Annotated in this window: 20 protein-coding genes, 1 tRNA gene and 1 pseudogene; 7 read left to right on the plus strand and 15 right to left on the minus strand. The window is 54.0% G+C overall.

The genetic code is table 11. The features are described from left to right. Nucleotides 1–50: 50 nt before the first annotated feature. The gene (locus tag HV213_RS03755) at nucleotides 51–848 is read left to right on the plus strand and encodes an MIP/aquaporin family protein (protein WP_181484812.1); all 798 of its coding nucleotides are present in this window, start codon (nucleotides 51–53) and stop codon (nucleotides 846–848) included. 162 nt (nucleotides 849–1,010) lie between these two features. After that, complete coding sequence (locus HV213_RS03760; protein ID WP_110272996.1) at nucleotides 1,011–1,310, plus strand: DUF1889 family protein; 300 nt, start codon at nucleotides 1,011–1,013, stop codon at nucleotides 1,308–1,310. Nucleotides 1,311–1,492: 182 nt separating this feature from the next. Here HV213_RS03760 and HV213_RS03765 read toward each other — a convergent pair. Beyond that, nucleotides 1,493–1,568 (minus strand) — tRNA-Ile (locus HV213_RS03765). Nucleotides 1,569–1,692: 124 nt separating this feature from the next. On the opposite strand from HV213_RS03765, the gene mug reads away from it, so the two are divergent. Then, nucleotides 1,693–2,199, plus strand: coding sequence for a G/U mismatch-specific DNA glycosylase (gene mug, locus HV213_RS03770; RefSeq protein ID WP_110272997.1), 507 nt, complete (start codon nucleotides 1,693–1,695; stop codon nucleotides 2,197–2,199). On the opposite strand, the gene HV213_RS03775 is transcribed toward mug, so the two are convergent. The 5 genes from HV213_RS03775 to rpsU form a co-directional block, all read right to left on the minus strand. Further along, on the minus strand, nucleotides 2,196–3,311 hold the full coding sequence (locus HV213_RS03775; RefSeq protein WP_181484813.1) for an Acg family FMN-binding oxidoreductase: 1,116 nt from the start codon (nucleotides 3,309–3,311) through the stop codon (nucleotides 2,196–2,198). The genes mug and HV213_RS03775 overlap by 4 nt on opposite strands. Then, nucleotides 3,308–3,952 (minus strand): TetR/AcrR family transcriptional regulator, encoded by a 645-nt coding sequence (locus HV213_RS03780; protein WP_181484814.1) that lies wholly within the window; start codon nucleotides 3,950–3,952, stop codon nucleotides 3,308–3,310. Before HV213_RS03780 ends, HV213_RS03775 begins: the two co-directional genes overlap by 4 nt. A 239-nt stretch (nucleotides 3,953–4,191) precedes the next feature. After that, entirely contained in the window at nucleotides 4,192–6,036 is a 1,845-nt protein-coding gene (gene rpoD / locus HV213_RS03785; RefSeq protein WP_181484815.1) for an RNA polymerase sigma factor RpoD, read from the minus strand. Nucleotides 6,037–6,186: 150 nt separating this feature from the next. Next, complete coding sequence (dnaG, locus tag HV213_RS03790; RefSeq protein ID WP_181484816.1) at nucleotides 6,187–7,932, minus strand: DNA primase; 1,746 nt, start codon at nucleotides 7,930–7,932, stop codon at nucleotides 6,187–6,189. Between the two features lie 110 nt (nucleotides 7,933–8,042). After that, nucleotides 8,043–8,258, minus strand: coding sequence for a 30S ribosomal protein S21 (gene rpsU, locus HV213_RS03795; protein WP_001144069.1), 216 nt, complete (start codon nucleotides 8,256–8,258; stop codon nucleotides 8,043–8,045). 236 nt (nucleotides 8,259–8,494) lie between these two features. Between rpsU and tsaD the strand changes: the two genes are divergently transcribed. Next, nucleotides 8,495–9,508, plus strand: a complete 1,014-nt coding sequence (gene tsaD, locus HV213_RS03800; protein WP_181484817.1) for a tRNA (adenosine(37)-N6)-threonylcarbamoyltransferase complex transferase subunit TsaD — start codon at nucleotides 8,495–8,497, stop codon at nucleotides 9,506–9,508. Between the two features lie 57 nt (nucleotides 9,509–9,565). Here the strand turns inward: tsaD and ureG are convergent, their stop codons facing one another. The 7 genes from ureG to HV213_RS03835 are packed head-to-tail and all read right to left on the minus strand — an operon-like array spanning nucleotide 9,566 to nucleotide 14,511. Beyond that, on the minus strand, nucleotides 9,566–10,183 hold the full coding sequence (ureG, locus tag HV213_RS03805; protein ID WP_112213684.1) for an urease accessory protein UreG: 618 nt from the start codon (nucleotides 10,181–10,183) through the stop codon (nucleotides 9,566–9,568). An 8-nt stretch (nucleotides 10,184–10,191) separates the two neighbouring features. Further along, nucleotides 10,192–10,866: an urease accessory protein UreF gene (locus HV213_RS03810; RefSeq protein ID WP_181486329.1), complete on the minus strand. Its 675-nt coding sequence runs from the start codon at nucleotides 10,864–10,866 to the stop codon at nucleotides 10,192–10,194. A gap of 1 nt (nucleotide 10,867) precedes the next feature. After that, entirely contained in the window at nucleotides 10,868–11,338 is a 471-nt protein-coding gene (ureE, locus tag HV213_RS03815) for an urease accessory protein UreE (protein ID WP_181484818.1), read from the minus strand. A gap of 9 nt (nucleotides 11,339–11,347) precedes the next feature. Next, nucleotides 11,348–13,051 (minus strand): urease subunit alpha, encoded by a 1,704-nt coding sequence (ureC, locus tag HV213_RS03820; RefSeq protein ID WP_181484819.1) that lies wholly within the window; start codon nucleotides 13,049–13,051, stop codon nucleotides 11,348–11,350. Further along, nucleotides 13,044–13,364, minus strand: coding sequence for an urease subunit beta (locus HV213_RS03825; protein ID WP_181484820.1), 321 nt, complete (start codon nucleotides 13,362–13,364; stop codon nucleotides 13,044–13,046). The genes ureC and HV213_RS03825 overlap by 8 nt, the downstream gene beginning before the upstream one ends. A 10-nt stretch (nucleotides 13,365–13,374) precedes the next feature. Beyond that, the gene (locus HV213_RS03830; protein ID WP_181484821.1) at nucleotides 13,375–13,677 is read right to left on the minus strand and encodes an urease subunit gamma; all 303 of its coding nucleotides are present in this window, start codon (nucleotides 13,675–13,677) and stop codon (nucleotides 13,375–13,377) included. A 9-nt stretch (nucleotides 13,678–13,686) separates the two neighbouring features. After that, nucleotides 13,687–14,511: an urease accessory protein UreD gene (locus HV213_RS03835; RefSeq protein WP_181484822.1), complete on the minus strand. Its 825-nt coding sequence runs from the start codon at nucleotides 14,509–14,511 to the stop codon at nucleotides 13,687–13,689. Between HV213_RS03835 and HV213_RS33175 the strand changes: the two are divergent. After that, nucleotides 14,501–14,584 (plus strand): annotated as a pseudogene (locus tag HV213_RS33175) (short-chain dehydrogenase); the annotation flags it as partial. The gene HV213_RS03835 and the pseudogene HV213_RS33175 overlap by 11 nt on opposite strands. Nucleotides 14,585–14,644: 60 nt before the next feature. Here HV213_RS33175 and plsY read toward each other — a convergent pair. Continuing rightward, entirely contained in the window at nucleotides 14,645–15,265 is a 621-nt protein-coding gene (gene plsY / locus HV213_RS03840) for a glycerol-3-phosphate 1-O-acyltransferase PlsY (protein ID WP_110273106.1), read from the minus strand. Between the two features lie 221 nt (nucleotides 15,266–15,486). On the opposite strand from plsY, the gene folB reads away from it, so the two are divergent. Beyond that, on the plus strand, nucleotides 15,487–15,870 hold the full coding sequence (gene folB / locus HV213_RS03845; RefSeq protein WP_181484823.1) for a bifunctional dihydroneopterin aldolase/7,8-dihydroneopterin epimerase: 384 nt from the start codon (nucleotides 15,487–15,489) through the stop codon (nucleotides 15,868–15,870). A gap of 68 nt (nucleotides 15,871–15,938) precedes the next feature. After that, complete coding sequence (bacA, locus tag HV213_RS03850; protein ID WP_181484824.1) at nucleotides 15,939–16,760, plus strand: undecaprenyl-diphosphate phosphatase; 822 nt, start codon at nucleotides 15,939–15,941, stop codon at nucleotides 16,758–16,760. Between the two features lie 13 nt (nucleotides 16,761–16,773). Here bacA and HV213_RS03855 read toward each other — a convergent pair whose 3' ends face one another. Beyond that, nucleotides 16,774–18,015, minus strand: a complete 1,242-nt coding sequence (locus HV213_RS03855; RefSeq protein WP_181484825.1) for a multifunctional CCA addition/repair protein — start codon at nucleotides 18,013–18,015, stop codon at nucleotides 16,774–16,776. Nucleotides 18,016–18,044 lie beyond the last annotated feature (29 nt).

Consider the following 18,044-nt stretch of genomic DNA (forward strand, 5'->3'; position numbering starts at 1 on the left):
ATAGCAGATAACATATTCATTATTTTATCTTTTTTATTCAGGATCCGACTATGAGCCAGACATCAACCTTACGCGGGCAGTGCATTGCGGAGTTTCTCGGTACCGGTTTACTTCTCTTCTTTGGCGCAGGCTGCGTTGCCGGGCTGAGAGTGGCGGGGGCCAGTTTCGGTCAGTGGGAGATCAGTATTATCTGGGGACTTGGCGTGGCGATGGCTATCTATCTGACCGCAGGCGTTTCCGGGGCGCATCTGAATCCGGCGGTTACCATTGCGCTGTGGCTGTTCGCCTGTTTTGAACGGCGTAAGGTTGTACCGTTTATTATGGCGCAGATGGCTGGGGCGTTCTGTGCGGCAGCGTTGGTCTACGGATTGTATCAAAACCTCTTTCTTGATACTGAGCTGGCGCAGCATGTTGTACGCGGTAGTGTGGAGAGCCTTAATCTGGCAGGCGTATTTTCAACCTACCCGAATCCACATATTACCTTCGCGCAGGCTTTTGCCATTGAAACCACTATTGCTGCGATCCTGATGGCGATGATTATGGCATTAACGGATGACGGTAACGGCATCCCGCGAGGCCCACTGGCACCGCTGCTGATTGGCTTGTTGATTGCGGTAATTGGCGCGTCGATGGGGCCACTGACCGGCTTCGCCCTTAATCCAGCTCGTGATTTTGGCCCGAAGATTTTTGCCTGCTTGGCAGGTTGGGGTGAGATTGCGTTTACTGGTGGGCGAACGATACCTTATTTTCTGGTGCCGCTGTTGGCGCCGGTGGTAGGAGCCAACATCGGGGCTTTTTTATACCGTAAGCTGATTGGTCGTCACTTGCCGTGTGAATGTAACTTGTAACCTGAGGATGAATTCCACATCGTTATTAGTGCATAAAAGCACCACGCAAGCGTTTGACTGAGGTCTGAATCAAATAAAGGCAACGTTCCCTTTGATATCCCGGCTGACTTGGGGTCATATTAGAAAGGTGTCTTTTACGCGGTTAATTTTAAGGATAAGAGCATGCCAACAGTCATTGATAAAGCATTAGATTTCATTGGTGGTATGAACACATCGGCATCAGTGCCGCATTCAATGGATGAAAGTACGGCGAAGGGAATTTTAAAGTATTTGAATGAGTTGGGGACTCCGGCGAGCGCCGCTGACGTGATGGCACGCGGCGAGAAGGAGGGGTGGAATACCGAGTTTACGAATAAAGTGGCCGGATGGGCGGAAAAAATCGCATCTGGTAACCGTATCGTTATCAAAAATCCTGAGTACTTCTCTTCTTATATGCGCGAACAGCTCCAGGAACTTGTGTGAGCTAGCCGGTCAAAAAATTCTAACCCGACGCTTTCACCCTTGAGGTGAAGGCGTCAATCAGCGTTACCATTTTTTCCATTCACGATCCAATCTCTCCTGAATACCGGCGCATGCCTGGCGACGACATCCTGGATGTTACCCATAAAAAAAGGACTCGCGATTTCTCGCAAGTCCTTGATATTTGGTGGCCCCTGCTGGACTTGAACCAGCGACCAAGCGATTATGAGTCGCCTGCTCTAACCACTGAGCTAAGGGGCCGTGGCGAGGGATTATAAAGTAACTGATGCCCGCAATCCAGCCTAAAACGCACGGCTGCTGTTTTTATAAACAATGTATTTTCAATCCTTTATAATTAGCTTTTAGGTATTGAGCTGGGGAAAACATGATTAACGATATTTTGGCGCCGGACCTGCGGGTGGTCTTTTGCGGTATAAATCCCGGGAAGTCTTCTGCCCATACCGGTTTTCACTTTGCTCATCCTGGCAATCGCTTCTGGAAGGTGATTCATCAGGCCGGGTTTACTGACCGCCTTCTGAAGCCTGAGGAGGAGCTACAGCTGCTGGATACCCGCTGCGGGATCACCATGTTAGTTGAGCGCCCGACGGTGCAGGCCAGTGAGGTTGAACTGCTGGAGCTGCGCAGCGGTGGGCGAGAGCTGGTCAGAAAGATGGAAGAGTATCAGCCGCGCGCGCTGGCGATTCTCGGCAAACAGGCCTTTGAGAAAGCGTTTCAGGCCCGCGGCGCACGCTGGGGAAAGCAACAGGTGACTATCGGCGCGACGGAGGTATGGGTGTTGCCAAATCCCAGCGGCCTCAACCGCGCGACGCTGGATAAACTGGTCGAAGCCTACCGGGAGCTTGATGATGCGCTGGCGACGCGAGGGCTTTAATTGTTTTCAAGGCTGGTAAACGCGCTGATATTGCGGCGAATTTTATTATTTTCGCCGTAGTCGTCAACGTAGCCTGCGCGAAGGATCATTTGCGGCGGCTGGCTAAGTCCCAGCGTTTGCGACAGCTGTTTTCGGAAAGCATCTTTTTCCAGCATTTGGCTGACCGGCTGAATGGAGATACCGTACTGGACGGCATCCAGCCAGAAGGACTCCAGATTCATTCCGCTGCGAATGGTTGCCGAAAATGTTTCTTCGCCGCTGATGACAAAAAATCCAGCGCTCTGCGCCACGCTATTTTCTATCTTCTTGATGCTTTCGGTGGCGAAGGCTTCACTTTTAGCTTTTTCGCGATCGAATAACGAGTAATAGAGCAGCTTTTTAATTCCCGATAAGCCTAGTTGCTCTGCAGGCAGCCCGTCTTTAAGCTGGCTGGCCTCCTCGTTGGAAAAGCGCAGCCATAGCGCAAACTCATTTCTTTTATGCTTATCAAGAGCCTGAGCTTTTGCCGCCTCCACGGCGTAACCTGCCAGTTTATTAAACCCAGCGGTGCCGCGTGGGTAATAGGCTAAATACGGCTGGTGTTGCTCGAGCAGGGTCGCGAGGTCTTTGGGCGCAATAGCGTTATTCTGATAGGGTCGCTTATCGGTGTGTCGCCGCTCCATTAATTTTAGCTCGGTGGGCTGTTTGAGAGGGGAGCGCTTATTGTCGGAACGTAGCGTAATGTGGGCAACATTACCGCTGTTTGCTGAAGATAAAATATCTATTTCTGCCTGTATCCCAAATGCGGTGGCAGCCTGACGGAAGTTCTCCAGAAACGCGCCCAGAGATATCCAGGCTTCGCGCCCTGTGGGGTCGATACGAGGGAGGGCTTTGCTGCGGTCGAAAGCCAGCGTGAAGCGTTGCTCGTTTTTATTATAGGTCAGGCTCCACGGCTGAACATTGTGCGCATTAGGAGCCAGAGAAGCGTAATACAGGATCTCGCGTTGTTCACTTTCAAGAGGAAAAGGAAGTGAAGTATCTTTAGTTAGATGCAGGGGCTTCGCTTTATGATAAGAATATACAGAGATAACCACGATGCATATCAGTAGACTGAGCAATATTTTCTTTATCATTTACTTGCCCCTTTTTCTATCATGACTAATAAAGCTTCAAAAGCGAACTCAAGAAAGTATTTCCGGTCTTTCTCAAGATGACGTAAAAGATAGGCTTCTTTGCTTGATGATTTTTCCACTAATCCGGTCAGACACAGCCAGAACAGCATCATGACATCTGCAATGGGGGCATTTAGCCTAATCTCTTTTTTTTCTACGGCCCTGGAGATTTGTATGGCGATAATATTATTAATCTCTTCTCCGAGCATATGGATATTCGTCAATACTTTATTGTTTTTCATCTCTTTTTCAGAGCAGCTTATTTTCCCTGTTATGCCTGGGAAATAAACGATGCCGGAATCGTGAAGAGCCATCAGCGCATGACAGAATGTGTAATAAAAATCGCGAAATGGTTGTTGTTTATTGGATATTTGTACTACTTCCTGATGAAATCGCTCCATTCCATCAAGGATAAGATGGTCCAGAATATCCTGCTTGCTTTCAAAATAGGTATAAAGCGTCGTTTTACTAAAGCCCACTTCATGCGCTATCTCATCCATAGTCGTACCTTCTATGCCTCGGCTTAGAAATAATGTATTAGCCGTAGCCAGAATAACCATTCGATTAAAATCAGCTAGCTGAATTTTACGTTTGCTTTTCATATGATTTCCCTATTATTAGTATCCGTTTTGTGCATTAAATGCTATCTGTGAACTAATAGTACAAATGTAAAACTATGAGTCCAGCTGTTTATCTATGCGGAATTAGATAATAAGAATATGGCCTGTATATATATTGAAAATTATTGAGATGTGGTATTTGTATTTATTGAGGAAATGTTTATTTTTAGGTATAAAAAAAGCCAGTCATTTGACTGGCTTTTTGCAGTACGCGGCGATAATTAATCGTCGAGGAAGCTACGCAGTACTTCAGAGCGGCTTGGATGACGCAGTTTACGCAGCGCCTTTGCTTCGATCTGACGGATACGTTCGCGGGTAACGTCAAACTGTTTACCTACTTCTTCCAGCGTGTGGTCGGTATTCATATCAATACCAAAACGCATACGCAGGACTTTCGCTTCACGGGCGGTGAGGCCTGCCAGAACGTCGTGAGTGGCAGCACGCAGGCTCTCAGTGGTGGCAGAGTCCAGCGGCAGCTCGAGGGTGTTATCCTCGATGAAATCGCCCAGATGCGAATCTTCATCGTCGCCAATCGGCGTTTCCATGGAGATAGGCTCTTTGGCAATTTTGAGCACTTTACGAATTTTATCTTCCGGCATCAGCATGCGCTCGGCCAGCTCTTCTGGCGTCGGCTCGCGACCCATCTCTTGCAGCATCTGGCGTGAAATACGGTTGAGCTTGTTGATAGTCTCAATCATATGCACCGGAATACGGATGGTGCGCGCCTGGTCCGCGATAGAGCGGGTGATTGCCTGACGGATCCACCAGGTTGCGTAGGTGGAGAACTTGTAACCGCGACGGTATTCAAACTTATCTACCGCTTTCATCAGGCCGATGTTGCCTTCCTGAATCAGATCGAGGAACTGCAGACCACGGTTGGTGTATTTCTTGGCGATAGAGATAACCAGACGCAAGTTCGCTTCAACCATCTCTTTCTTCGCACGGCGGGCTTTCGCTTCACCGATAGACATGCGACGGTTGATGTCTTTGACCTGCTCAATGGTCAGGCCGGTTTCTTGTTCGATCTGCTGCAGTTTCATCAGGCCGCGCTGAACGTCGTCTTTAACGTCAAGCAGCTTCTCTGACCACGGTTTGTTCATGGCGATGGCCGCGTTGAACCAGGTTTCGCTGGTTTCGTTGCCAGTGAACAGCGTGATGAAGTTTTTCTTCGGCATTTTGCACTGTTCAACGCACAGTTTCATGATGATACGTTCTTGCGTACGAACGCGGTCCATCATGCTACGCATGCTGCCAACCAGGTAATCAAATTGCTTCGGTACCAGACGGAACTGCTTGAAGACTTCTGACAGTTTGAGAATTTCTTCCTGCGCTGCGGCGTGGCTACGACCTTTCGCTTTGATGGTATCGCGGGTCAGTTCGTACTGTGTACGCAGCTCACCGAATTTCGCGCGTGCCAATTCAGGGTCGATGCTGTTGTCGTCATCGCTGCTGTCGTCGTCTTCTTCTTCATCTTCGTCTTCGTCGTCATCCCTTTCTTCTTGAGAGAGTTCAGAACCGACGTGCGTCGCCGTTGGCGCCATCTCTTCTTCGGCGTTCGGATCGACGAATCCGGTGATGAGATCGGACAGACGCGCTTCTTCTGCTTCAACGCGATCGTACTGCTCAAGCAGATAGGTAATGGCTTCCGGATATTCAGCAACGGAGCACTGAACCTGGTTAATCCCATCTTCAATACGTTTGGCGATGTCGATTTCGCCTTCACGCGTCAGCAGTTCGACGGTACCCATCTCGCGCATGTACATACGCACCGGGTCAGTTGTACGGCCGATTTCAGATTCAACGCTGGAGAGAACCTGTGCAGCAGCCTCTTCCGCATCTTCGTCGGTATTGTTGCTATTTTCAGCAAGCAGCAGATCATCGGCATCCGGTGCTTCTTCCATCACCTGAATGCCCATATCGTTGATCATTTGGATGATGTCTTCGATCTGGTCGGAGTCGACGATATCTTCCGGCAGATGGTCATTGACCTCGGCATAGGTCAGATAGCCTTGCTCCTTACCACGTTGGACAAGAAGCTTCAGCTGTGACTGCGGGTTTTGCTCCATAAGACGGTATCCACACTTAATTCGTTTGATTGGTGTAAGCAGACGAGCTGCCAACATTTAAAGCGAGGGCGTACTTATATTATTGCCGCTGCGCCTCTGCGCGGCTGTCGGGGGCTTCCCGAACGGTATTCGGCAGTTAAGCCGTTAAATTCATTTTTTTGCCAGTTCCTGACTGATAGTCCAGAGTTCCCGGCGTTCCTCACTGCTTAAACCGTGTGTGCGATCGCGAGCTATCAGCTCTTCCTGTCGCAGCTCAAGCAGTGAATCAAACATATGGTTGAGCGAGTCGGTGAAGGTTTTTTCAGCGATATCTTTATCTGCTATATCGTCCCACATCGACAGTTTTTCAAGGGTCACGGCTTCATTTTTGCCGCGATACTGCTCTAAAAGTTGCCCGGTGGTCAGTCCCGGCTGAGATAAACACGTTTTGACCAGTTCGTTAAATAAGCCAAGTCCGGGCATTTTACTTGGGTCCAGCCCTTCTAACGACGGTACTCGCGGGGCCAGATCCGGGTTTTGCACCAGCAACCCTATAAGTATACGCATGGTCGTGCGTTTTAGCTGCGGAGCAGGGCGTTGTGGGCCATTTTCGGACTGTTTTGGCATTAAACGTTCAAGCTGCGCATCATCTAAAATTCCCAGCTTGTTACCTAACTCCTGGCGCAGATAAATGCGCAGCGTTTCACCCGGCACCTGGGTTATCAGCGGTAGCGCTAAAGTGCTTAGCTGTGCACGCCCGTCCGGAGTGCTCAAGTCCACCTGCGGCAGCAGGCTGTTGAACAAAAACGTGGAGAGCGGCTGAGCCTGCTCCATCCGCGCTTCAAATGCGGCTTTTCCCTCTTTACGCACTAGCGTATCCGGGTCTTCGCCATCCGGCAGAAACATAAAACGCAGTTGACGTCCATCGGTCATATACGGCAGCGCCGTTTCCAGCGCTCGCCAGGCGGCATCGCGGCCTGCCCGGTCGCCGTCGTAACAGCAAACGACCTGATTGGTAACCCGGAACAACAGCTGAATATGATCTGCGGTTGTCGACGTACCTAACGACGCGACAGCGTAGTTAATATCGAACTGCGCCAGCGCAACCACGTCCATATAACCTTCGACCACCAGCAGACGAGACGGTTCAGCGTTATCCTGCTGCGCTTCATAAAGGCCGTACAGCTGGCGGCCTTTATGGAAAATATCGGTTTCCGGGGAGTTCAGGTACTTCGGCAAGGCATCGCCCAGCACGCGACCACCAAAACCAATCACCCGGCCTCGCTTATCGCGGATGGGGAACATCACCCGTTCGCGGAAGCGGTCGTAGCTGCGTCCCTTATCGTTGGTGACCAGCATGCCTGCATCAATTAGCGACTGACGATTTTCTTGATTGCCGCCAAAACGTTTTAAGACGTTGTCCCAACCGGGAGGGGCATAACCAATCGCAAAGCGTGTAATCACCTCGCTGCTTAAACCACGTTGTGCCAGATACTGGCGCGCGGGGTCAGCGGCGGGTTGCATCAGAGACTGTTGATAAAACGTGTTCAGACCATCCATCAACTGATAAAGATTCTGCCGCTGATGGCGCTCAATTTGGCTGGGCCCATTACCTGCTTCATACGGCACTTCGAGATTGTGCATGGCGGCAAGTTCTTCGACCGTTTCCACGAACTCGAGTTTGTCGTAGTTCATCAGGAAGTCGACAGCGTTGCCGTGCGCACCGCAGCCAAAGCAGTGATAAAACTGTTTTTCACCGTTGACAGTGAAAGAGGGGGTTTTTTCGTTATGGAACGGACAGCACGCGTGATAATTCTTGCCCTGCTTTTTCAGCTTTACCCGTGCATCGATCAGATCGACGATATCGGTACGCGCCAGCAGGTCATTAATAAAAACGCGAGGAATTCGTCCAGCCATAAGCCCCTGTTTTTTGATGACTATAAACGAAAATAAGCCGCGCATTCCTTTCGGAAGCACGGCCTTACAACTACAACTCGGTCTGAATTGAGAGCTGAGCCCTCAATAGATTAGTACAGACGAGTGCGGCGTGCGTTTTCGCGAGCCAGTTTCTTCGCGTGACGTTTCACAGCAGAAGCTTTAGCGCGTTTACGTTCGGTAGTCGGTTTTTCATAGAACTCACGACGACGAACTTCCGCCAGAACACCTGCTTTTTCGCATGAACGTTTGAAGCGACGCAGTGCTACGTCGAACGGCTCGTTTTCACGTACTTTAATTACCGGCATGTAACTCTCACCTTTAATAAATTCGGTTTGCCGCTGGCATCAACGCCAGCTTATTTCAAAATGGTGCGGAATTTTACTGCAATTGCTGCTGCTTTGTAAAGCACCGATGCGATTTTGAAAGGGACTTTTATAAGGACTGGGAGTATACACGAAGTGAACGCCAGGGGTGAGGAAAGTTTTACATCAATCGGCATTGGTCCTACACTGCGCGGTATTGAAATGAGGTAAAACAAGTCATGCGTGTACTGGGTATTGAAACATCCTGCGATGAAACCGGCATCGCCATTTACGACGACGAAAAAGGTCTGTTAGCCAACCAACTGTATAGTCAGGTGAAATTACACGCTGATTACGGTGGAGTTGTGCCCGAACTGGCTTCCCGCGATCACGTGCGTAAAACCGTGCCGCTGATCCAGGCGGCGCTAAAAGAAGCGAGGCTGACGGCAAAAGATATTGATGCCGTCGCGTATACCGCAGGCCCGGGTCTGGTTGGCGCACTGCTGGTAGGCGCAACCGTCGGACGTTCGCTGGCGTTTGCATGGAACGTCCCGGCGATCCCAGTGCATCATATGGAAGGGCATCTGCTGGCGCCGATGCTGGAAGATAATCCGCCGCAATATCCGTTTGTTGCGCTGCTGGTCTCCGGCGGCCACACACAGCTGATTAGCGTTACCGGCATCGGTCAATATGAACTGCTGGGCGAGTCGATTGACGATGCGGCGGGTGAAGCTTTCGATAAGACCGCTAAACTGCTGGGGCTCGATTATCCTGGCGGCCCGATGCTGTCGAAGATGGCCTCGCAGGGTACCGAAGGACGTTTTGTCTTTCCTCGCCCAATGACCGACCGTCCGGGACTGGATTTTAGCTTCTCTGGCCTGAAAACCTTTGCCGCGAACACCATTCGCAGCAACGACAATGACGATCAAACCCGCGCTGACATTGCCCGTGCTTTTGAAGATGCAGTGGTGGATACATTGATGATCAAATGCCGTCGTGCGTTGGATCAAACCGGTTTTAAGCGTCTGGTGATGGCGGGGGGCGTTAGCGCTAACCGTACGCTGCGCGCGAAGCTGGCGGAGATGATGAAAAAACGCGGGGGGGAAGTGTTCTATGCTCGCCCTGAGTTCTGCACCGATAACGGTGCGATGATTGCCTACGCGGGTATGGTTCGCCTGAACTCCGGTACAAAAGCTGAGCTTGGCGTGACCGTTCGCCCTCGCTGGCCGTTGGCGGAGTTACCGGCAGCGTAATTTTGCCGGGCCTACGGTTTTGTAGGCCCGGCAAACGAAGCGCCAGCGGGCAATAAACTACACCCGCAACATCCCTTTCTCTTCCAGAAAAGCAATGATCTTCGCCAGGCCGTCACCAGCTTTTAAATTGGTAAATGTCCACGGACGCTCGCCGCGCATGCGCATGGTATCGCGCTCCATCACTTCCAGAGACGCGCCCACATAAGGTGCGAGATCGGTTTTATTGATCACCAGAAAGTCAGATTTGGTGATCCCCGGCCCGCCTTTGCGCGGGATCTTCTCTCCTTCCGCCACGTCGATCACATAGATAGTGAGATCCGCCAGCTCCGGGCTGAAGGTGGCGCTCAGGTTATCGCCGCCGCTTTCCACGAAGATAAGATCGAGGTTGCCGAATTTTTCGCTCAGGGCTTCCACTGCGGCGAGGTTCATCGATGCATCTTCACGAATAGCAGTGTGCGGGCAGCCGCCGGTTTCAACGCCGACAATCCGCTCGGGCTCCAGGGCTCCGGCTTCGGTGAGGATCCGTTGATCCTCTTTGGTATAGATGTCGTTGGTCACCACCGCTAGCTGATATGTGTCGCGCATCGCTTTGCAAAGCGCTTCCAGCAGCGCTGTTTTACCGGAGCCGACCGGGCCGCCGACGCCGACGCGCAGCGGTTGCTTAATCGTGTTCATACCTTCTCCTAAGAACGGAATAGTCGGGAATATTGGGTTTCATGCCGGGCGGAGGCGATGGCGGCAAGCGGCGTGGCCGAGCCGATAGCGCTGTCTGGCGCGGCCAGGGCACTGTCCATATCCGCCGCGTAGCGGTCGCATAGGAGCAGAATCAGCTGCTGGGCGGCTTGCTGGCCAAAAGGCACTAGCTTGACGCCTGCCATCACCGCGCTCTCAATCCAGCTGTAGCCGAGGCTAAGAGCCAGGTCGGGGATGGCGATTTGCCAGCGCACGCCGAGCCATGCCATGCCGGTAAGTTGGCTTTGCTGACACAGTTTGCGCCATTCGGGCGGGCAGTCCGGTTGCCAGTCGGCGAGCAGGCGGGTGAAGGCTGCACCGCGATTGCGCTCTTCATCACGCAGCTCACGAGTTTCCCGGCAGGCGAGCAGATAAGCCGTCAAGCGCTGCGCTGCGGCCAGATCGCTCGCTTCGCAGGCATGATAAAGCCGGGCGAACAGCGGCAGGTCGACGGTAAAAAAGCTCTGTTCCATCTGCCGCAACTGCCAGCGCTCAAAGGCGGCAGTATCCGGCACCCAGCCTGCTTCCACCGCCCACTCCAGCCCTTGAGACCAGCTATAGCCGCCGACCGGCAGACTGCTGCTGGCAAGCTGCATTAGCCGCAGACGTTTTTCCGGCGTCGGCATGTTAGTGGCTGTGCCCATGATCGTGGTGGTGGTGATGGCCGTGCGACTCGCTGGCGTAAGCTCCGGCTTCCGGTTCAAACGGCAGGTGAGCGAAATCAACGGCCAGACCAAACTGGCGCAGCATATCGTCCAGCACGTGATCATGATGATAGCGTAGCTCGCCGGGCATGATTTGCAGCGGCACATGGCGGTTTCCAAGGTGATAGCAGGCTTTTGCCAGCACAAAGGGGTCATCGCAACGCACCACTGAAACGGCTTCATCGGCGGCGATCACCTTGATAAATTCGCTGCCGTTTTCGTTGCTAAGAATATCGCCGCCGCGCAGCAGCAGGCCGCGCGGCAACAGCAGGCCCGCCTGGCGGCCATCATTAAGCGTGACTTTAATGCGGCTTTTCACCCGCACATCAATCGGCAGCGTGACGCTGGCAGTAGCCTGTGCCGGAGCGTCCACGCGTTGGGTCAAATAAAGCATTTTTACTCCTTAAAACAGGAAATAACGTTGCGCCATCGGTAACACGTCCGCCGGTTCGCTGGTGATCAGTTCGCCGTCGATACGCACCTCGTAGGTTTGCGAATCAACGGTAATATTGGGCAGCAGTCCGTTGTGGCGCATATCGGTTTTTTGTACTGTGCGGCAGCCTTTCGCTACTGCCGTCATGCTGTGCAGGTTCAGCTTTTCAGCGACGCTGTTTTCCGCCGCCGCCTGCGACAGGAAGGTCAAACGGCAGTGGTGACGAGCGCTACCCAGCGCGCCGAACATCGGGCGGTAATGCACCGGCTGCGGCGTCGGGATGGAAGCGTTGATATCGCCCATCGGCGCGATGGCGATCATGCCGCCTTTGACCACTGTCGCCGGTTTCACGCCGAAGAACGCCGGGGACCACAGCACCAGATCCGCCAGTTTGCCCGCTTCAATCGAACCGACTTCATGGGCGATGCCGTGGGTCAGCGCCGGGTTAATGGTGTACTTGGCGATATAGCGCTTCACGCGGTAGTTATCGTTATCCCCGTTCTCTTCCGCTAACGGGCCGCGCTGGACTTTCATGCGGTGCGCCACCTGCCAGGTACGCAAAATCACTTCGCCGACGCGGCCCATGGCCTGCGAATCGGACGAGGTGAGGGAGAACGCGCCGAGGTCGTGCAGGACGTCTTCTGCGGCGATGGTTTCCCGACGAATACGCGATTCGGCAAACGCCACGTCCTCGGCGATATCCGGGTCGAGGTGATGGCAAACCATCAGCATGTCCAGGTGCTCGTCAATGGTGTTGACGGTATAGGGCAGCGTCGGATTGGTCGACGACGGCAGAATATTGGGATGCGCGCAGGCGGTAATAATATCCGGCGCATGGCCGCCGCCCGCGCCTTCGGTATGGAAAGTGTGGATAGTGCGCCCGCCAATAGCCGCCAGTGTATCTTCCACGAAGCCGGACTCATTGAGGGTGTCGCTGTGCAGCGCGACCTGAACATCCATCTCGTCGGCGACGGTCAGCGCGCAGTTGATTGCCGCCGGTGTTGCGCCCCAGTCTTCGTGGATTTTCAAGCCGATAACGCCTGCCGCAACCTGCTCGCGCAGCGCATCCGGGTTCGAACCGTTGCCTTTGCCCAACAGGCCGATGTTGACCGGCAGGCTGTCTGCCGCCTGCAGCATTCGCGAGATGTACCACGGCCCTGGCGTACAGGTTGTGGCGTTAGTTCCCGCCGCCGGACCGGTACCGCCGCCGATCATCGTGGTGACGCCGGAGACCAGCGCCTCTTCCGCCTGTTGCGGGCAGATCCAGTGAATATGGGTGTCGACGCCGCCTGCGGTGACGATCTTACCTTCCGCAGCAATAATTTCCGTCGCCGCGCCGATAGGGATCGTGACGTTGGGTTGAATGTCCGGATTTCCCGCTTTACCGACAGCGAAGATCCGTCCGTCTTTGACGCCGATATCGGCTTTGATGATCCCCCAGTGATCGATAATCAGCGCGTTGGTCAGCACCAGATCCACACATTCGGCGGCAAGCATCTGCCCCTGGCCCATACCGTCGCGGATCACTTTGCCACCGCCAAATTTGACCTCTTCGCCGTAGGTAGTGAGATCGTCTTCAACCTCGATCCACAGCTCGGTGTCCGCCAGGCGCACTTTGTCGCCGGTGGTGGGGCCGAACATATCGGCCCAGGCCTGACGCGAAATCTCACTCATCGCTAGCCTCCAGATTGCCCATGACCTCGCCGCGAAAACCATACACCGCGCGGGTTCCGGCAAGTGCCACCAGCTCCACCTCGCGTTTTTGCCCCGGCTCGAAGCGCACCGCGGTTCCGGCGGCGATATTCAGACGATAACCGGTGGCCTGTTGACGATCGAACTTCAGCGCTGGGTTAACCTCGGCGAAGTGGTAATGCGATCCCACCTGAATCGGTCGGTCGCCATGATTCTCAACGGTAATGCGGCAGGTCGCGCGGCCAACGTTAATGGCTATCTGGCCGGGCTTTACCTGATACTCTCCTGGGATCATCGTGGCTGCCTCAGATTATCGGGTTATGGACGGTGACCAGCTTCGAGCCGTCCGGAAAGGTGGCCTCAACCTGGATGTCGGGGATCATTTCCGGCACACCTTCCATGACCTGATCGCGGCTCAGGACGTGACGTCCGTCTTCCATTAGCGTCGCGACGCTCTGACCATCGCGCGCGCCTTCCATAATAAAGGCGCTGATCAGGGCCACGGATTCGGGGTAGTTGAGCTTCAGACCGCGGGCCAGACGACGCTCTGCCACCAGCGCGGCGGTAAACAGCAACAGCTTGTCTTTTTCTCTGGGTGTTAGTTCCATAGTATTCTCTTAGGTCAGCCAGATTCGGGGAAGTAGCGGAGATTTACCGGTCAGATGCGGGCGCATAAATTGCCAGATATCGCGCATTGCCCGCTGGCAAAGCAGATTATCGTCACTTAAAAAGCGGACCGTCATCAGGCCATCGATAAGCGTGGCTCCGGCGTAATTAGCCAGTGGGATAAGCCTTTCGCGCACGCCGTCCAGCAGCGTTTCGTTTGCCGGGTAGAACAGCAAGGTGCCGACCCACGGCTGCTCAGCGACGCTTGCCAGCTGTCCGTCGGCCAGACTCAGGCGCTCAATCAACCGCGGGGAGCCGTCGATCCACACTTCCAGCCGATTGGTTATCGCGCCGTGGCTAAAGTCTTCGCCAATCACCGGACGGCCAAGGCATAACAGATCCCAGGCCAGCAGCGTGCTGGAGGCGGTGAGGTGAAACGTGGTGTGCAGAGATGCGATGGCGCCGGGAAAGAAGATCGCATCCTGCGGCAGCCATTCGAGTGTTGCGTTTTCGGCCAGCGCCAGGGTTTGCTCAAGCCGTGCCTGAGCGCCGCTGCTGCGATAAAACTTGCTGGCGCCGGGCATGGTGATCAACGTATGGCAACCAGGCTCAATGGTGACGCTAATGGTCAGTTCATCGCCGCCGACGATGCCGCCGGGGGGATGGAGTAAATAGAGGTGGCAGGTCTCTTCTTCAGGATAAAAAGGGCGTTGAACGGTGAGGGGACCGACATGACGACGAGAGGCGAGCGTTGTTTTCCCGCCGAGAAATTGAAACTGCAGGTCCAGCGTGGCCTGCCAGCCTTTTTTGGTCTGTGATAACACGGTGCCGTGCAATGTCGCGCCCCTGCAAAATCAAGATAAAACAGCAGGGATGAGTATTGATCGGGGGCTAAGCATCACGGTCATATGAAAAGCTTATGCCCGTCATACTTCAAGCTGTGGCCGCGTTGGCTACGTGATGCAAAGGTTATTTCTGCTCTGGTGTTTTCTTCTTCTTTTTGAGGCGGGACCAGATTCGGGTCTCCTGGCGACGCCACAGGCGCTGAATGTTGTCATGATGGCGTAGCAGGATCAGGCACGAAAGCATCGACACCGGGAAGGTGTATTGCGGTTTGAACCACCATACGTAGAACGGCGCGATAAGCGCGCTGACGATGGCGCCGAGAGAAGAGTAGCCGCTGAGCAGAATGGTGAGTAGCCAGGTCCCCGCCATCACGCCGGTGAGATCCCAGCCGATAGGGGCAATAGCACCAAAAGCGGTTGCCACGCCTTTGCCGCCGCGAAAATTAAAGAATACCGGCCAGATGTGACCCACGCAGGCGGCAATCGCTACCAGGCCAAGCCAGAACGGGGTCAGGCCCAATGCCCACGCGCCCCAGACGGGCAGCATGCCTTTCAGTACGTCAAAAATAAGCACCGCTACGGCTGCTCTCTTGCCGCCTATTCGCAGGACGTTGGTCGCCCCAGGATTGCCGGAACCGTTATCGCGAGGATCGGGCAGGCCAGCGAGGCGGCACACCAGAATGGCGCTGGAGATTGAGCCGCAGAGGTAGGCGAGGATAACCAGTCCAGGCGCGATTGCACTCATCAGCTGTTCCATTTTGAAAGTGTCGGTTTATCCCCGTGATCCTTCGCACAGTCGGCGCGTCGGTTTGCCGGGACGCATAGTGGCGCTATGTTCCCGAAGGCTTGCTGCGTCGCTGCTTTCCCGCAACGCAAATTATTTAGGGGATGTCTTTGCATCTGTGGATAATACGCATAATTCGCCGGAAGTGGTATCCGGTTTAGCCAAAAAGCAGGCAGGTCGTGATGGATATTGTATTTATAGAGCAACTTTCGGTAATCACCACTATTGGTGTTTATGACTGGGAACAAACCATCGAACAGAAACTGGTGTTCGATATCGAAATGGCGTGGGATAACCGCAAAGCGGCAGTCAGTGATGATGTCAGCGATTGTCTCAGCTATGCGGACATCAGCGAGCTGGTGATTAACCATGTTGAGGGCGCGCGTTTTGCTCTTGTCGAACGCGTGGCGGAAGAAATTGCCGACCTGCTGCTGGAAAAGTTCCAATCTCCATGGGTACGTATTAAAGTCAGCAAGCCTGGCGCGGTGGCCCGGGCAACGAACGTTGGCGTCATTATTGAGCGTGGCCTTAATCTGAAACAAAACTTTTCAGGTCATACTTGTTAAACAAATTGCGTTTATACCGGTCATAGTTCCTGGTTTTTTTCATTTTACTTTTTAAAGGGTTTAATTGGATGAGCGATATACACTCGCTGCTGGTGGCGGCAATATTGGGTGTGGTTGAGGGGTTGACAGAGTTTTTACCCGTTTCCAGTACGGGTCATATGATTATTGTCGGTCACCTTCTCGGTTTTGAGGGGGATAAAGCAAATACTTTTGAGGTGGTGATTCAGCTCGGTTCAATTCTTGCCGTTGTCGTGATGTTCTGGCGTCGTCTGTTTGGCCTTATAGGCATTCATTTTGGCAGACCTCCAGAGCATGAAGGCCAGGGCAGCGGTCGTTTATCGCTTATTCATATTCTTCTTGGGATGATCCCGGCGGTGGTGCTGGGGCTGATTTTCCATGACTCCATTAAGTCTCTTTTCAATCCGGTTAACGTGATGTACGCGCTGATTGTTGGCGGCGTGCTGCTGATCGCGGCGGAAGTGCTGAAACCAAAACAGCCGCGCGCAGTCGGCATTGACGATATGACCTATCGTCAGGCGTTCGTGATCGGTTGCTTCCAGTGTCTGGCTCTGTGGCCGGGCTTCTCGCGTTCCGGGGCGACCATTTCTGGCGGGATGCTGATGGGCGTAAGCCGCTATGCGGCTTCTGAGTTCTCGTTCCTGCTGGCGGTGCCGATGATGATGGGCGCAACCGTGCTGGATATGTACAAGAGCATCGGTTTCCTGAGCGTTAGCGATATTCCGATGTTTGCCGTTGGCTTCATCACCGCGTTTATCGTCGCGCTGATTGCGATTAAAACCTTCCTGCAGCTGATTAAACGTATCTCGTTTATTCCGTTCGCTATCTACCGTTTTGTCGTCGCGGCAGCGGTCTACGTGGTCTTCTTCTGATAAGACCTGGCCCTCAGTCTTGCGGCTGAGGGCAACGTTTTTCTTTCCACTGTGCTACGGCTTTAATCCGCCGACGCGTCAGCTCTTCGCGAATCTCAATCCCCTGAAAACCTTCAGCCACCACCTGTTTCGTCGACACCGATTTGGCCACTTCCCAGGCTTCAAGCAGCAAGCGGCCCTGAGGGTAATCGCAAGCCTCAAAACCGGCGCGCCCGCGCACGTCGGCTTCGCTGGTCAAGGCGATTTGCCTGACCCGCTGCGGTTTGCGCCAGGCGTCAATGTTATCGAACAGTTTGACCAGCGTTTTTGGCTGTAGCATCGGCAGGGTATGAATCAGATCGTGGAATTCGGCGACCAGCTTTGCCAGGTCGCGAATCTCGTTCGGTACCCGCAGGCGAACGCAGACCTGTTCGACCAGCTTAACGCCTGCCGGACCGTGGCCATGATGGCGCGGCCAGAGCTCTTTCGGCGTCAGCCCTTTCCCGAGATCGTGACACAGGGTGGCGAAACGAACGTCCACTTCAGGGGAGAGCATTGCCGCCATCGTGACGGTCATCAGGGTATGCAGACCGGTGTCGATTTCCGGGTGCCATTTGGCAGGAGCCGGCACGCCGTACAGGGCATCGATTTCAGGGAAGAGAACCCTGAGCGCGTGACAGTCGCGTAACGTCTGAAAGAAAACCTGGGGATTACGGGTGGTGAGGGCGCTCTCCGTCTCTTTCCACACCCGCTCGGGCGTGAGGTGCGCAAGTTCACCGGCATCGGCCATCGTGCGCATCAGGGCCATAGTTTCATCAGCGATGCGAAAGCCCAGATGCGCATAGCGGGCGGCAAAACGCGCCACCCGCAGAACGCGCAGCGGATCTTCGCTAAAGGCGGGCGAGACGTGACGCAGCAGGCGCAGGCGTAAATCATCCTGGCCGCGATAGGGGTCGATAATCTGGCCGTCAGCATCCTGGGCCAGCGCATTAATTGTTAGATCGCGGCGCTGCAGGTCTTGCTCAAGGGTGACGTCAGCCGCGGCGTAGCAGGTAAAGCCGGTGTAACCGGAACCGGATTTCCGCTCGGTACGCGCCAGGGCATACTCTTCACGGCTTTGCGGATGAAGGAACACGGGAAAATCGCGGCCTACCTGCTGGTAGCCCGCGTCGAGTAATTGCTGAGGCGTAGCGCCAACTACAACCCAATCTCTGTCTTTGACCGGTAGCCTTAATAACGCATCCCGAACCGCACCACCGACCAGATAAACCTTCACGCCTTACTCTCCCGTATTCGTTTTCTCAC

It is taken from the genome of Klebsiella sp. RHBSTW-00484 (assembly GCF_013705725.1).
Classification (GTDB): Bacteria; Pseudomonadota; Gammaproteobacteria; order Enterobacterales; family Enterobacteriaceae; genus Klebsiella.

Bases quoted from the DNA above. Each gene is read 5' to 3' on its own strand.
- HV213_RS03810 (WP_181486329.1), bottom strand. From the start codon at position 10,866: ATGCCGACGCCGGAAAAACGTCTGCGGCTAATGCAGCTTGCCAGCAGC.
- rpsU (WP_001144069.1), bottom strand. From the start codon at position 8,258: ATGCCGGTAATTAAAGTACGTGAAAACGAGCCGTTCGACGTAGCACTG.
- HV213_RS03830 (WP_181484821.1), bottom strand. From the start codon at position 13,677: ATGGAACTAACACCCAGAGAAAAAGACAAGCTGTTGCTGTTTACCGCC.
- folB (WP_181484823.1), top strand. From the start codon at position 15,487: ATGGATATTGTATTTATAGAGCAACTTTCGGTAATCACCACTATTGGT.
- ureC (WP_181484819.1), bottom strand. From the start codon at position 13,051: ATGAGTGAGATTTCGCGTCAGGCCTGGGCCGATATGTTCGGCCCCACC.
- ureE (WP_181484818.1), bottom strand. From the start codon at position 11,338: ATGCTTTATTTGACCCAACGCGTGGACGCTCCGGCACAGGCTACTGCC.
- bacA (WP_181484824.1), top strand. From the start codon at position 15,939: ATGAGCGATATACACTCGCTGCTGGTGGCGGCAATATTGGGTGTGGTT.
- HV213_RS03825 (WP_181484820.1), bottom strand. From the start codon at position 13,364: ATGATCCCAGGAGAGTATCAGGTAAAGCCCGGCCAGATAGCCATTAAC.
- dnaG (WP_181484816.1), bottom strand. From the start codon at position 7,932: ATGGCTGGACGAATTCCTCGCGTTTTTATTAATGACCTGCTGGCGCGT.
- ureG (WP_112213684.1), bottom strand. From the start codon at position 10,183: ATGAACACGATTAAGCAACCGCTGCGCGTCGGCGTCGGCGGCCCGGTC.
- rpoD (WP_181484815.1), bottom strand. From the start codon at position 6,036: ATGGAGCAAAACCCGCAGTCACAGCTGAAGCTTCTTGTCCAACGTGGT.
- mug (WP_110272997.1), top strand. From the start codon at position 1,693: ATGATTAACGATATTTTGGCGCCGGACCTGCGGGTGGTCTTTTGCGGT.
- plsY (WP_110273106.1), bottom strand. From the start codon at position 15,265: ATGAGTGCAATCGCGCCTGGACTGGTTATCCTCGCCTACCTCTGCGGC.
- HV213_RS03755 (WP_181484812.1), top strand. From the start codon at position 51: ATGAGCCAGACATCAACCTTACGCGGGCAGTGCATTGCGGAGTTTCTC.
- HV213_RS03780 (WP_181484814.1), bottom strand. From the start codon at position 3,952: ATGAAAAGCAAACGTAAAATTCAGCTAGCTGATTTTAATCGAATGGTT.
- HV213_RS03760 (WP_110272996.1), top strand. From the start codon at position 1,011: ATGCCAACAGTCATTGATAAAGCATTAGATTTCATTGGTGGTATGAAC.
- HV213_RS03775 (WP_181484813.1), bottom strand. From the start codon at position 3,311: ATGATAAAGAAAATATTGCTCAGTCTACTGATATGCATCGTGGTTATC.
- tsaD (WP_181484817.1), top strand. From the start codon at position 8,495: ATGCGTGTACTGGGTATTGAAACATCCTGCGATGAAACCGGCATCGCC.